The organism is Phocaeicola faecicola, from assembly GCF_013618865.1.
Taxonomy (GTDB): domain Bacteria; phylum Bacteroidota; class Bacteroidia; order Bacteroidales; family Bacteroidaceae; genus Phocaeicola; species Phocaeicola faecicola.
This window is the reverse complement of the sequence record NZ_JABSOE010000040.1, coordinates 24,195-39,539: the sequence shown is the minus strand read 5'-3', so window position 1 is coordinate 39,539 and position 15,345 is coordinate 24,195. Positions and strand designations below refer to the sequence as shown.

Genomic DNA, 15,345 nt, shown 5'->3' with positions numbered 1-15,345 from the left:
CAGCCGATTCATAACTGGGGCTTGATTATGAATCAATTTATGCTTATGTTTGAAAACAGAATCCAGATATAAGAACAAACTTACAACTGAATCCTGTTTCCATTTACACAAAATTTTGGACAGTGTCTAATTCAATTAGTAATTCAATAGTCTGGCAATTACTTTTAACTACAGCAAATTGTGTTGAATATTACTATTCAAATATCATATGTTTTATATTTATACATTGTAAAATAAACTATAATACAATAGTAACAATAATTAAATTATATACCTATTCTTAATACGTCCAATCTTTTGAAGCAGTTTCATTCTCAGCTTTTCCGGAAAAGTAATCTCCACTTTATCACCGAGAGCCAGGATTTCATCCACCAGCTCGTCAGTCACAATGAGTGTGTAATCAAATGAAGTGAAACTCCCCATATCATTCCTTTCCACCTGTGAATGGTGGAAAGGATGCTTTCTCAGATAATCTGCAAATGGACCATAAGCCCTTAGTGTAACCTCTTCCGGCTGCTGTCCGGTTGGGGCTACAACACCAATGGAGTCTGAAAGACGTCTGGAAAGGGAAAATTTGTAGTCAGTCTGAAACCTGTTTCCGCTGAGATAGATTTTTGTCAGTGCATCAAGAGGAACAGCACAGAACTCTGATCCGTTCCTGTACCCGAGCAAATACCAGCGGTTATGGAACAGTTTCAAACCTTCCGGTCTCAAACGGCCTTCCACTTCATTACCCTTGTCATTCGTGTAGAATATGTACAGTTCATGCCCATCGCTGATACATTCCGATATATCCGGCAGGTATTCAATACCATTTGACATGTCAGGCAGTACAACACGATGGAACAGACACGGACTGCTTTTCAGGGTCACATCTATGATATGGCTGTTGAACAGCCAGTTGCGGCAGCTGTCACCGAGTATTTCATCCAGATTCTGGATATAGTATGTATAGTCCTTTCTGTTGCACGCAATGACTATGTCAAAGTTCTCTTCAATCATTTTCCGGTGATGATGGAATGTGCGCAGACTCAGCGGCTTTCCATTGTATAGGAAATGATGCTTCCATATCTCACAAAGCCTTTCAAAAGTAACCTTTCTTTCCTGATAGACTGTATGCAGCAGCCAAATGTAGCGGTTGTATATATTATTCATAAAATCACCTCTTATAACTCGTTTAACTATCTAAATATAAGCATTATAAATGAGATATGCAAGAAATTTGCATATCTGTTTTGTACAATATTTTCAGTATAATCCGGACTGGTTTTCAGTACAGATTTACTATGTCCATGCCTTTCTTCACTGCCTCCCTGCAGGTATAGAATGTCCCACCATAAGGTTTGCCGTCATAAAAGGCAATCACGCCACATGAATGCTCCAGCATGAAGTCATTGCGCCTTAGAAGACATCCTTTGAAATAGTGTTCACTCAATATGATAACTTGGTCAGCCTGGGAAATTATTTTCTGATAATGTTCCTTTTCCATGGATGGCCACCTGCAGCTCTGTTTTCTGAAGGGAACAACTGCAATGAGCCGTATATCCGGATACCTTCCCTTCAGTGACAATACAGTTTCAGCTGCCATCAGGTCGAATCCCATGGCCATGCCTGAATAGAAGCAGGTAATGCCTGATTTGCATGCAAGCGACACGGCTTCAACAAGCCGTGCCCTTATTTCATTCTGCCTTTCTACGGGAACAGTTCTGTGTCCCGTGAAAGCCAGTGACTTTGATTTTTCTGATAATATTCCGTTCATAGTTCTATACTTTATAATGGGTTCTTGCAAGGAAGATGCCTTCAATGACATTCGCTCCGAAACTCTCCAACTGATTCGCATACATACCGAAACTGATTCCACGTGTTATTACATCATCGAAGACTATGACTGCCTTACCTCTGAACCACTCTTCATCAAACTCGATGATGCTCACCTTTCTGATTTCCTTTTCAGCCTTACGGTTTTCATGAATAGCAAGTCTTTCTCCGCATACCCTTACATGGTCATATCCGTTTATCGCTCCGGTGAGTTCACATACCCTTTTGCAGAAGTCCATGTACCGGATTTCATTCTTTCTTACTGATGATGCCGGAACCGGAATGAATACCAACTGAGAACATCCCTCTCCGTGTTCCTCAATCATTCTTGCTGCCGTCATCTGTGCCACCGTTTCATGAGACCTTCCGTCCTTGAAGTCATAAACCAACTGTCTGTCGGCGATTTCCTTCTCGCCCACATTCTGAATACGTTTGGGAAAATACTTGCAGAACCATGTCTGAGGCTTTTCCAACTGCTTTCTGATGCATTCGTCCATCTGTACCATACGCTCTGATTTTTTTCCCTTCTGTCAGCAAGTTTTTCAGCTTGCCCGAAGGATATTTTTTGCAGTTTTCAGAAGCGCAGGCATTCAATAAGGCAAACTACAAGGGAAGCTGAAAATACGCTCAACCCCGTTTGAGGAAGATTTTCAGCCCTGTGTTTGACGTTTGCAATGCCGGAGATACCTTTGCAAAAAAATATCTGCAGAGGCATGCTGAACAAACCTGTGGCTGTAATGGTACATTAGGATAACCATGTATCCCTTTCGCATCAGATGTTTTCAGATAATAAAATGCACCCGTTTCAGGGGTGACAGTGTTGACAGAGAGTATCTGTCAGTGTATCAGATACTTCACATAGAAATCATGCGTTGACAAACGTTGACAAGTGTAGCCATAATTTTCTGTCCGCTAAAAATCCATAGCCAAACGTTGACACATTATAATACTCTATTCTTTTTAAGAAAAATCAGAAAGAATATAATATACTGTATTACAGCAACTTTCCAGATAGACTTTATGCCGGATTTTCATTGGATTTGCTGTCAACGCTGTCAACCATCAAATATATGCCTTCCTGATTTCCGTAAAACAGATTCGTTATCAACCGCCTTAGCCTTGCTGTATTGAATATGACAGGTAACACATAATCCATACAAATCCCACAATCTCCGGAATAATCCCATATTTGACCTATTGACAGCTAATAATCAGTTATTTACATTTGCGGTATCCCATAATCGAAAAGATTAACCAGCATGAGAAATAATGAAAGTCGTTCCGGAAAAGACATATTCAGTAAAGGAGGCAGCACGCTACCTGGGTGTTCACCGCTGCACCATCTATGCCTATATCCGTTATATGGAAAAGCCGCTGGCTTTCCTGAAGATACCTGACAAGGCAAAAAGGGTGTTCAGAGGAACTGACCTGATAGCCTACAAGGAAACCGGTCTGCCCAAACGTGGCCGCAAGCGTAAGAAACACCGTTAGTTCAGTCTGTTCCATGGAATGGTATCCAGGACATTATATTTGGCATTCATGGCTGCAAGTTCAAGAGCCAGCAGCCTTGCCCTTAGCCTAACACCCTCCATGTCAGCCACGGCCTGAAGGAACTCCGACGGCTCCATCGCTCCTGACTGAATCATCCATTTCCTTGCACATTGTTCAGGAACAACGGCACTGACGAAAGAGAATATTTCTTTTGCTATGCAGCCAGCTGTACCATCACCGGCTTCAATGGTAAAGCAGAACGGTACACCGCTCGAAGTCTTCCGTTTGAAATTGAGAAACCGGATTCCATCCATGTTTTCCATAGAAACGCTCCACCCATGCCGGGCAGAGAGATTAAAAATATTACGACAATTTTCCATTTACCATACAATTATAGTTTTGTTTTCATTTACCTGCTATAATAAGCAGCCGGTCTTGTCCGTGACGGATAGGACCGGCCACTTCTGTTTTCATACAGCCTATTCAAACCTTGCAAGAAAGTCCTGAAGCCTGCTGTCCTGAATCTGTTTCAGCGGAACCGGCTTAAAGTTCTGCTGCTGTCTTACCTGAAGCTTGCCAAGCCCCTGAGCACTCAGGTCAAGCTCCACATCCGAAAGTTCATTGAGGGAAACATACCCGTATTCATCCTCCATGAGTCCGACTACGATGCCGAATAGAATCATATCGTCATCCTCCCTGTTTCCTTCAAGGATAAACCACCTTACAGAACCAAGGGCAAAAACCGCACGGCAAACAGCCTCTTTTCCCTTGCCGTCCTGAGAATAGAGCGGATAACCCTCCAGAGCTTCCGCCAGTTGTGTTGTCATCAATCTGCACATATCAGTAAAAAATTAAAAGATTGTTTGATACCCATTCTTCTTGCTCGCATAACACTTGAATTTTGAAGTTCCAGTTCTTTTCCCTTTGGTAAAGCTCATTGAGCTTCATGGCCGGGATAAACCGTTTTGTGTGCATCCGTGACTGCGGACTAAAGGGAGAAAAAGACAAGTGTGAAGTCAGAGAATGCAGACGGAATACCCAAATTTTTGAGGTATGAGAAAATTTGCGGAAGGCTGCCGTCAAGTCCTCCGACTGAAAGCGCAAGCGTCACTTGGCGTTTCTCCAGTCCGCAGTACCTTTGCACATAAGAAACGGTTCCGGGTATGATGCTCCAATGTTTTCCTGACATTCAGTATTCCATGATTTTTGAAGAGTACAGTATCCGTTTTCAGACAAGCCACCGGTAACCGGTTGCCAATGTCAGAGCCTTTAAAGTGAAGAGTAGCGCAACCTTAAAGGCTCTGTCTTTGGCAACTGTCCTGATTTATCTGCATGATTGTATGAACCTGTCGGGTGAAACTTGCCTGGTATCACAGATACGAAGCAAGTCAGCCAGTAAGTTTCCGTAGCATAAGGCAAGTTGTTCCGGCATCGCATGAAATACGAACAGTCGGAACAGCTTGCCTGTATTTTAAAACGAGTATTCAAGGATTTAGGCCGTTCCGTCAGTGCAAGCTTTAGCCTGCATCATCGGGACGACCTGCTTGTTTTCGTTTTCAGACATGTTATCGATAATCAGTTGTCAATGTCAGAGCCTTTGAAGTGAAGAGCAGCGCAACCTTAAAGGCTCTGTCTTTGGCAACTGTCCTGATTTATCTGCATGATTGTATGAATCTGTCGGTTGAAACTTGCCTGGTATCGGGATACGAAGCAAGTCAGCCGGTAAGTTTCCGTAGCATAAGGCAATTTGTTCCGGCATCGCATGAAATACGAACAGTCGGAACAGCTTGCCTGTATTTTAAGACGGGCATTCAAGGATATAGGCCGTTCCGTCAGTGCAAGCTTTAGCCTGCATCATCGGTACGGTCTAATTGTTCTCATTTTTCAGACATATTATCGATAACCTGTTGCCAATGTTAGAGTCTTTAAAGTTAAGAGCAGAGAACCTTAAAGCTTCTATCTTTGGCTTCTGGTAAAAAAGTGCTTGAAAACTTGTGTTTTTCATATTATTTGCAGAAAGATCACTACAATTTGATTAAAATCTTTCGTAAAACGAAATTTGTTTCAATTATTTCTTGTTATATTTGCACCATAAATTTTACGAATATGGAAGTAAAGAAGTTGAATCGGTTAAAGGTCGTAATGGCAGAGAAGGATCTGTCAAATATATGGTTATCGAAAAAGTTAGGAGTCAGTCAGGCGACTGTCTCTAAATGGATGACGAATTTCTCACAGCCAAATCTCGAAACGCTGATCAAAATCTCAAAGGTTCTGAACGTTGAGATTACGGAACTGATTCGTACTGAAGAGGTGCAAATTGAAGCTTAATCACTCTCAAATCTAAAATCTTATGGACAACAAGCAATATAACGCACTCTTCTCCTTCATCTGGAATATCGCCAACGATGTTTTGGTACATGCTTTCGAGAAAGGTGACTACAAAAAGATAATCCTGCCATTCATGGTGCTTCGTCGAATAGACGTGCTCCTTGAATCTACCAAAGCAGCCGTTCTCGAAAAGAAGGAGTTCTGTGACAGTCATCATCTGGCAGATTATACTCCTTTCCTCACTCAGGTTACTGGCTATCCATTCTACAATACCAGTGCCTTCACGATGAAGACACTTAAAAACGAGATTGATCCACAGCGTCTGAAGATGAATATCATTGAGTACTTCAATGGTTTCTCTCAGGACGTGCAGGACATCATAGATAAGTTCAAACTTCGTCAACAGGTGGACAACCTGATTGAGGCAAATCGCCTTGGTTCACTTCTGGAGAAGTTCACGGACGAGAATATAAACCTCTCTGTGAAGCCTGTAATGCAGGAAGTGATTAATGAGGATGGTACAAAAGAAATGGTTGAACGTCTACCAGGACTCGACAACCACACCATGGGAACCATCTTCGAGGAACTGCTTCGCAAGTTCAATGAGGAAAACAACGTGACCGAAGCTGGTGAACATTTCACGCCTCGTGATTATGTTCGTCTGCTTGGGCAGTTGGCTATTGAGCCTATCAAAGACAAGATAACCGACAATACCTACACCATCTATGATGGTGCATGTGGTACTGGTGGTATTTTGACTATTGTCCAAGAAGAGATTGAACGTATTGCAAATGAAGAAGGTAAGCGTGTTCGCACAAGCATCTTCGGACAGGAATTGCAACCAGATACCTACGCAACTTGCAAGGCTGACCTCATGATAAGTGGCAACATCAATAAGTTCTCTTATCGTCTTGGCTCAGTCGATCATCAGTATATTGCCTTCGGTTCAACCATTAGTCAGGATGGTCATGCTGGCGAGAAGTTTGACTTCTGTATTAGCAACCCTCCTTTCGGTACACCTTGGAAGGAAGATCTTAAAAAATGGGGAATAGAAGACAAGAAAGAAATAACGGATCCTCGCTTCTTTGATGGAGTAACAAGTTTCATTCCAGAAATTGGTGATTGCCAAATGCTTTTTCTCGCCAATAATATAAGTCGTATGAAAGACTCACCATTGGGAACTCGCATTGTTGAAGTTCACAATGGCTCTTCGCTATTTACTGGAAAAGCAGGTGGCGGAGAGAGCAATCTTCGTAAGTATATCATTGAAAATGATTTACTGGAAGCAATAATACAGATGCCAGACAATGACTTTTACAATACAAAGATTGCGACATACATTTGGGTAGTGACAAATCGTAAGGAAGAAAGGCGTAAAGGTAAGGTTCAACTTATCGATGCTTCCAATATAAAAACTGTTTTAGATAAGCATCTTGGAAAAAAGAATTGTTATACAAGTGATAAAAACAGAAAAGAAATTCTTGATTTGCTTGTAAACTTTCAGAACAATGACAATAGTGTAATTCTTGATAACGAAGAGTTTGGCTATTGGGACGTTGAAGTCTTGCGCCCTGCAAAAAATGACAAAGGTGAGACGGTTATGGTTAAAGGAAAGGTAAAATACGTCAAGGACAAGTATTCTTTCCAAATCCCTTATAACTATGAGGGTGGCATAGAACGTTTTTTTGAAAAGGAAGTACAGCAACGAGACCCTGAAGCAATTTTAGGAAAAGCAACGTTAGGATACGAGATTAGATTTGCGAATTATTTCAGTAGAAAAGTTGATGCAAAAGAAACCAAAGATCTGCAAGTCAAAATCGGTTCTATGCAAAAGGAGGTATTGTCTTTGCTCCCAAAACTGTCAGATTGGTTCAGAACAGACAATATAGATCTGAAAGAAAGCAAGAATCCTATTTTTGGTAAAATTCCAGCTCATTGGGACGAAATACAATTTAAGTATTGTTTCGATGAAATCAATGATACTGGACATCCTGACGAGGAAATGCTCTGTGCTACTCAGAACAAAGGTGTTATTCCACAATCACTGTATGATGGTAGTGTTGTAGCCGTTACTAAGGGTTTTGAAAACTTGAAATTAGTAAAGAAAGGAGACTTTGTCATAAGTCTTCGATCATTCCAGGGAGGTATTGAATATGCCTATTACCGTGGTATAATTAGTGCAGCCTACACGATACTTCACCCAATCGATGAAGACTATACAGAGTATTTTAAGTATCTATTTAAGTCCTCCGTTTTTATCAATGTACTAAAAACCTGTGTAACTGGAATCAGAGAAGGTCAAAATATCAATTACAACATTCTTGGGAATAAATACATTCCTATTCCACCTAAAGATGAAATAAAAGGATTTACAAAACTCAATGAGGTCAATGAATTGATTTATGCCTTTGAGGATAATGTAAATGCATTGAAGGAGTACAAGAAGCATCTTATATCTGACATTATAACAGGTAAAATTAAAGTTTAAGTTATGGACACATCTGAAACAGGACTTGAGAAGATAATCGTTGACTGGCTACGTGACCATAATGGTTATGAACAGGAAACTCCACATGCTTACAATAAGGATTTTGCCTTGGTTGACAAGTGGGTGGAACGTTTCGTTACTGAGACTCAGCCAGAAAAGGTGAAGCAATCAATGTGCTTTGCCTCACCAAGTGAGCGTTTCAAGTTCTTCACCAGACTGGCAAACGAGATAACGAAGCGTGGTGTGACAGACGTACTACGTAAGGGATATAAGTTCAATGGTTCAACCTTTAATCTGTACTATCCATTGCCATCAGAACTGAATCCAAGTGCAAAGGTCGCGTACGAGCATAACATCTTCGGTGTCATCCGTCAAGTTATGTACTCTAAGGTGAATACAAATGAGATAGATTTTGTTGTATTTATCAATGGTTTACCCCTCGCTACATTTGAGTTGAAGAACAACTTCACAGGTCAGACATACGAAAATGCCATTGCACAATACCGTAGTGACCGTGACCCAAAGGAACTTCTGTTACAAAAGAAGCGCTGTGCTGTTCACTTTGCGGTGGATGACTTCCAGGTGTGGATGTGTACCACATTGGCAGGTAAAGACTCCTGGTTCTTGCCCTTCAACTGCGGTGTGAATGGTGGTGCTGGTAATCCAGTCATTGAAGGAGATACAATGACCTCGTACCTTTGGAAAGATATTCTGACTAAGCCTACACTTTCCAACATCATTGAGAACTTTGCACAAGTCATCAGTAGCGAGGACAAAAAGACTCATAAGGTGAAGGAAACTGTTATCTGGCCACGATACCATCAGCTGGATGCCGTTCGCTCGTTGCTGAATGTGACAAAGATGTCGCCTATCGGTCGCAGATTCCTCATTCAGCACAGTGCAGGAAGTGGAAAGTCAAACTCCATCACATGGCTTGCATATCAGCTCGTCACTCTGTTGCAACAGAATCAAGAACCATTCTTTGATAGCATCATTGTGGTAACTGACCGTGTGAACCTAGACAAGCAGATTCGCGACAACATAAATGCCTTCCAGAGATTAAACAATCTCGTGGGATGGGCAGATAAGTCAGGAACACTCCGTGAACTGTTGACTGGAGGGAAGAAGATTATCATCAGTACCATCTTCAAGTTCTCGTTCATCCTTGATGAGATTGGCAGTTCATTGAAGGATAAGCGTTTTGCCATTATCATAGATGAAGCACACAGCAGCCAAAATGGATCGCTGTCAGCTAACCTTGCAACAGGTATTTCTGGTAATGCTACTCCTGTCGTTCCGTTGAAGACTGGTAGTTACACCTACGAAAAAGATGATTATCCGTCAATGGTGGCTGATAATTCAGACATGACTTATGGTGATTCAGAGGACATTGAGGATAAGATTCACAGAATAATAAAGGGAAGGAAGATGGCAAAGAATGCCAATTACTATGCCTTTACCGCCACACCAAAGAACAAAACTCTGGAAATGTTCGGTGATAAGGTGGAGCGCATAAATGAGGAACCTCTGTACATACCATTCCACGAATACACCATGAAACAAGCCATTGAGGAAGGCTTTATCCTTGATGTACTGAAGAACTATACACCTTACTCTTCTTATTATCGTGTATTAAAGGCTGTCGAAGACGATCCTGAATACGATAAGAAGAAGGCTTTGGGTAAGATTCGCGTTTATGTAGAGCATCAGCCTGAAACTATAGAGAAGAAGGCTGAAATTATCGTAGAGCACTTCCTTAAGAAGGTCTATATGAAGATAGGTGGTAAGGCTCGTGCTATGGTGATAACCAGTAGTATTGAGCGTTCCATTGAGTTCTACAAAGTGATTACAAAGATGTTAGAAGAACGAAACAGCCCTTACAAGGCTATTGTGGCGTTCACTGATAAAGTCATTAACGGCAAGGTCGTTACCGAAGCAGAGTTGAACGGTTTCCCTTCAGCCGAGATAGAACAACGTGTAGAACAAGAACCATACCGGTTATTGATTGTAGCAGACAAATTCCAGACAGGTTACGACCAGCCATTGCTGCATACCATGTACGTGGATAAGCAGATAAGTGACTTGAAGGCTGTACAGACACTCTCACGTTTGAATCGTTGCCATCCAAAGAAACAAGACACCTTTGTTCTTGACTTTGCCAATGACCCTGAAATGATTCGCCAGTCATTCCAGAGGTATTACAAAACAACAATCCTCGAAGGTGAGTCTGATGTGAACAAACTCAATGATCTCACCGAGACTATTGAGGCATTCAATTTCTACACACAGGACGATGTTGACCAAGTAGCAACACTAAAACTGATGGGTACCGATGAAGACCGCCCAAGGATAGACTCTATCATTGATGCCGTTGTTGTTCGCTTCAAGACAGAACTCAACGAGGATGATCAGATAAAGTGCAAGAGCGCAATAAAGAACTTCAACCGCTGTTACCCTTATTTCTCTGCCATCTTGCCGTATGAGAGTCCAGAGTGGGAAAAGCAGTATGTCTTCTATTCCCTTCTGGTTAAGAAATTGCCAAAGCTGAAGATAGATGACTACACAGATGGCTTGCTCGATGATATTAACTTTGACAAGTACCGCATCGTGAAGGAAGAAGAACGTGCCATTGTCCTTGAAAACGAAGATACCAATGTCAGACCAATCCCTGTAGGCACAGGTGGCGGTAAGCCACAGCCAGAAATAGATGCTTTGTCAAGTATAGTAAAGGACTTTAACGATACATACGGCAACATAGAGTGGAAGAACCGTGATGAAGTCCAACGTCAGATAGAGGAACTGCCAGCTCGCATTGCAACAAGCGTTGACTTTGCGAATGCCGTTCGTAATGGTGACAAACAGGTGGCTCAGATAACCTTCAATGATGACATCATCAACATCGTAGCTGCTATGCTGGAAGAAAAGACAGAGTTCGTGCAAACGTACTTCGCTAATCCTGACTTCCAGAACTTTGTGAATGCAAGGGTATTTCAAGCAGCAGTGAGTCAGTTAACTAATATATAATCGACATTTAATATAAATATGGCATACAATAAAGGTGAAATAGTAGCAGCTAAAGTCACTTCTATCGTAGATTTTGGAGCTTTTGTAGAGCTTAGCGATAGAAGTTCTGGCTTGGTGCATATTACAGAGATTCCAGCTCGCAAATTTCATGTTAATGAAGTTCTTAACGTTAACGATGAAATTGAGGTCATGATCTTAGGTGAAAAAGGGATTGATCGATTTGGCAACAAAAAATATGAACTAAGTAAGAAAAAAGTTGATGAACAGAAAATTCGTGAGCAAGTAGCGGAAGATATCGTCAATTTAGAAGGTGAAGAGAAATCTATCCGTGAAATTTGGAAAATCTTTACTCAAATCAATAAATGTCTGCTTCAATACATGAAACAGCCGATTTTGCTTGATGTTAATACTGCAAAATTATACGTTTCTGACGGTAAACTCGTTGTTAAGGTAAACACAGAGTCAAAATTCGAATTGTTTCAAAAGTCTTTTAAGCAAAAGTTCAATACAGAACTTGTGCCATTAACGAAGGACTCTTGGAATTTTTATGCAAATATAGACACCCTTTCTCCTATGTTGCTTAAGACATTTGAGGAAGAATGTGAATGCCTTTATATGAACTTCTTCCCACAGCCATTCATTGAGGGAAGAATCTGGAATTATCAGAAAAACAAAAGGGAAGAAATAGAGGCTCAATTGGAAGACTGTTTTCCAAATATTGTTATTATATCAAACAAGATGGGAGAACTATCTTTTAGGCAATCGTATGATAGTCATTCCCAGGCTAGAGACTTTCATTCTGCATTAGGTGACATTTTGAATGAAATTAAAAATGGATGTACTGTTGAAGATGAAGAAACTGGAGAAACCAAAGAGTATGCTCCAATTCCTTTTGAGTTTGAGATTAATCCGTTATCAAGCTTAGATAAATTCCTGATAGAGAGAAATGTTTTTGGTCAACAAGAACATGAATCTGTTGTTATCGGAACTTTAAGAGGTGAAGTCTTTAGTTGTAATGGTGTTGAAATTGGAAAACTTAAGAATGTAAATTACCCTGTCTTAACATTTGTAGTTGAACAGTCTAATATAACTGCGGTTGACAGACTTATCAGTGAAAAGAAACTCACTAAGATAGCAACAGATTTAACAGGTGATTCAGAAAAAGTAAATCGTTTACAAGAATCGTTCGATTATATAACAGAAAATTTCGAGCAACTACGTAATCCTATGCTTGCGAGTTATCTTTTTGACGCAAGTAAAGCAACACCTATTGACAAGGATAAAATAAAAGAACGAGTAAAGTTGATAGAAGAGAATAAATTGAATTCTCATCTTAATGAATGGCAGGTTGAAGCAATAGCAAAAGCTGTAGAAGCAAAGGATTTGGCTGTAATTCAAGGTCCTCCTGGAACAGGAAAATCCACAGCTATTGCCGAACTTATATGGCAGTTAGCGTTATACAATCCCAAAGATAGGATTCTCCTAACCTCAGAGGCAAATTTGGCTGTAGATAATGCCTTAGATCGATTGAAGTTCTCTGAACATAATCTTGTCAAACCTATTCGTATAGGAGCAGGTGATAAGTTTTCATCAGAAGGATTACCTTATGCAATTACCGAAATGATGAAATGGGCTGGTATTGACTTTTCTAAGAATTTCATCTTGAAGGAAGACAATGAGGCAATTGAAGAGTCTGAAGAATACAAGTTATTTAACCCCAACAATATCGCTTTAGTAAGATGGTTAAAGAATATTCTTAATAGGTCTCAGATCCAGGATGAATCTATTGAGAAGGCATGGTTTCATTTTATGATGAATCTTCCTCAAGATCTTCGTAAGTTAGTATTTAATCTTTATAGAAGCAATTGCAATGTGATTGGTGCTACATGCAGTTCAATTACAGAAAAGAACTATGCTGCAATAGAAGCACACAAAGAAAACACCGAAAGTCGTTTCATGAATCGATACAAAAATGTTTTCAAAGACGAGGAACATCTAGCTTTTGATGTAGTAATTCAAGATGAAGCATCTAAGGCAACTCCATCGGAATTGTCTATGCCATTAGTCTATGGAACGAAGTCAATTATAATCGGAGATCATCGTCAGCTACCACCAAACTTAGACAGAGAAGACATTCTTTACAAGCTTCATTATCAAGCATTACAGTCTGTCGATGTTGAAGAAAAAGAACAAATTGTTGAACTAGAAAAATTTGTTCGTCACAACTTTGACCAATTAGAGAAGTCGCATTTTGAAAGATTGTTTATGCATGCTAACCCTTCTATAAAAGGAACGTTTAAGAAACAATATAGAATGCATCCAGACATCAACAAGGTTATTGAACAATTCTATATTAAAGACGGTGGATTGGAATGTGGTTTCATCGATGAAGATTACGAGTCAGAAGGAACAACATTCTCTCGTTATCATGGTATTGATATAGAAGGACTTTTATCGCCAGAAAACCATGTTGTATGGATTGATACTAACTCGCCTGAGATTGCAGAGGGCACTTCACGAACAAACAAAGGTGAGGTGGATGCAATTGAATGGGTTCTTTCTCAACTTGCTGAATCAGAATCTTTTGCAAGGTATAATAGTAAATTCAATAATGAGGAAGATAAAGAGATAGGTTTAATCACCTTCTATGGCGCACAATTAAAACAACTCAGACGACTGCAAGCGAATTATTCAGGAAAACTAACATTGAAGCCTAGTTCTGTCGATAGATTTCAGGGCATGGAAAGAAACATTGTTATTGTTTCATTAGTACGCAGTAATTGTATTGCAGAAAATGAGAAACAAGCTCCAGATTTCCGTGTTTATAAGGAATTGGGTTATAGGAAGCAAAAAGATTTCGGTTTCGCCAAATCGCCAAATCGCTTAAATGTAGCATTGTCTCGTGCAAAGCGATTGCTAATTATTGTAGGAAATAGTGCTCATTATTCTGCTTACAAGAATAAAGACGGTGAGGCTATATACAAAAATGTATTCGATAGTATAAAGAACAATCCTAATGGAAGAGTCATAAGATGGGAACATAAGCTTATGAAGAAGCGTCCACGTCCTATCTCTAAGAATCGATCGGCTAATCTTAATACTAGAGATATTAATCCTGCAACAGATGGACATTTAAGAGTGATAGAAACTTGGTTACGTCCATGCGCAGATCGTAATAATCCAAAGATTGCAGTTCTTGAGCTATCCACAAAAGCTGTTAAATGTCTTATTGGTAAAGACCAAGATGTGATTCGTAGTGCCAAAGTTGATGAATTCAATTTTCAGAACTTCATTAGAAATGCTAATAAAACAGAAACCGGAAAAGGTCTTAATTCGCAAAACGAAATGGACATGCGCTATTTCGAAATGAATGTGTTACCCACAATTAGAAATTGGAAGAGGGTGATGCAAGCCGAGAACGTTGATATCGTTTATACTGTAGCAACTGCCGCATATCGAACAGCTCGAAATCGTGATGAGATAGTATCTTTCATTAAGGACAAAACAGGTATAAATGTTCGCATTTTATCGAAAAAAGAAGAGTCAGTATCAACGATGTTTGCATATCTGTTTAGTTCAAGATACAAACAAGAAATGCTTACTTCAGAGCATGTAATCATGATTGATCAAGGTGGTGGTTCTACTGAAGTTTCTGTATTCCGCCAAAACGATCTGGTAAATTCATACAGTATCAATTTGGGCACAACAGCATTAAGAAACATTTTGTTTCTTGATTCCGACAGAAACACTCCTGTAGAAGAGGCTTTAAGCCGTAGCGACCAGAAAATCAAAGAACGTCTTGTTACGTTCTATAAAAACATGGGCGAAGCAATGACTTCTGAAACGGAAAGTTTCTGTATTAGTGTTGGTACAGCAATAACACATGCAACAGGTGGCAAAAATAATGCGGCCCAGCATGATAGAGTAATGACAAGAGAAAAAATAGAAGATTGTATCAATACATGTACCGAAGCAATATTGAGTCAATTTGATACTGTTGGAGATTTGAACGATTTTGACTTTGAAGCATCTAAAGGTAATAAGAAATTAGATGATCAAATTACTATGCGTCTAGGACTGCCAATGTTCCTCTCTCTAATGGATAAGTTTAACATCAAGGAAATCCATGTTAGTGGAACTGGACTATGGTACGGTATATATTTACAGTATTTACATAATATTTCAGACAAGTAATT

At 40.0% G+C, this 15,345-nt stretch carries 10 protein-coding genes; 5 read left to right on the top strand and 5 right to left on the bottom strand.

The features are described 5' to 3' along the window. Positions 1 to 261: 261 nt before the first annotated feature. The 3 genes from H3001_RS11785 to H3001_RS11775 form a co-directional block, all read right to left on the bottom strand. A complete protein-coding gene (locus H3001_RS11785) occupies positions 262 to 1,155 on the bottom strand; it encodes a helix-turn-helix transcriptional regulator (RefSeq protein ID WP_008157780.1) in 894 nt (297 codons plus the stop codon). A gap of 115 nt (positions 1,156 to 1,270) precedes the next feature. After that, on the bottom strand, positions 1,271 to 1,759 hold the full coding sequence (locus H3001_RS11780) for an SLOG family protein (protein WP_008157782.1): 489 nt from the start codon (positions 1,757 to 1,759) through the stop codon (positions 1,271 to 1,273). A gap of 4 nt (positions 1,760 to 1,763) precedes the next feature. Beyond that, the gene (locus H3001_RS11775) at positions 1,764 to 2,324 is read right to left on the bottom strand and encodes a phosphoribosyltransferase (RefSeq protein WP_008157784.1); all 561 of its coding nucleotides are present in this window, start codon (positions 2,322 to 2,324) and stop codon (positions 1,764 to 1,766) included. 763 nt (positions 2,325 to 3,087) lie between these two features. Between H3001_RS11775 and H3001_RS11770 the strand changes: the two genes are divergently transcribed. Next, positions 3,088 to 3,309: a helix-turn-helix domain-containing protein gene (locus H3001_RS11770; RefSeq protein WP_005815655.1), complete on the top strand. Its 222-nt coding sequence runs from the start codon at positions 3,088 to 3,090 to the stop codon at positions 3,307 to 3,309. On the opposite strand, the gene H3001_RS11765 is transcribed toward H3001_RS11770, so the two are convergent. Beyond that, complete coding sequence (locus H3001_RS11765) at positions 3,306 to 3,689, bottom strand: hypothetical protein (protein WP_008157786.1); 384 nt, start codon at positions 3,687 to 3,689, stop codon at positions 3,306 to 3,308. The genes H3001_RS11770 and H3001_RS11765 overlap by 4 nt on opposite strands. A gap of 99 nt (positions 3,690 to 3,788) precedes the next feature. Next, entirely contained in the window at positions 3,789 to 4,148 is a 360-nt protein-coding gene (locus H3001_RS11760) for a DUF2958 domain-containing protein (RefSeq protein ID WP_005815651.1), read from the bottom strand. Positions 4,149 to 5,415: 1,267 nt separating this feature from the next. On the opposite strand from H3001_RS11760, the gene H3001_RS11755 reads away from it, so the two are divergent. From H3001_RS11755 to H3001_RS11740, 4 genes are read left to right on the top strand one after another with little or no spacing between them, the layout of a single operon-like run. After that, positions 5,416 to 5,637, top strand: a complete 222-nt coding sequence (locus H3001_RS11755; RefSeq protein ID WP_005815647.1) for a helix-turn-helix domain-containing protein — start codon at positions 5,416 to 5,418, stop codon at positions 5,635 to 5,637. A 22-nt stretch (positions 5,638 to 5,659) separates the two neighbouring features. Continuing rightward, positions 5,660 to 8,125 (top strand): N-6 DNA methylase, encoded by a 2,466-nt coding sequence (locus H3001_RS11750; RefSeq protein WP_005815645.1) that lies wholly within the window; start codon positions 5,660 to 5,662, stop codon positions 8,123 to 8,125. A 3-nt stretch (positions 8,126 to 8,128) separates the two neighbouring features. Then, positions 8,129 to 11,149, top strand: a complete 3,021-nt coding sequence (locus H3001_RS11745) for a type I restriction endonuclease subunit R (protein WP_008157789.1) — start codon at positions 8,129 to 8,131, stop codon at positions 11,147 to 11,149. Between the two features lie 18 nt (positions 11,150 to 11,167). After that, positions 11,168 to 15,343 (top strand): AAA domain-containing protein, encoded by a 4,176-nt coding sequence (locus H3001_RS11740; protein ID WP_146296062.1) that lies wholly within the window; start codon positions 11,168 to 11,170, stop codon positions 15,341 to 15,343. Positions 15,344 to 15,345 lie beyond the last annotated feature (2 nt).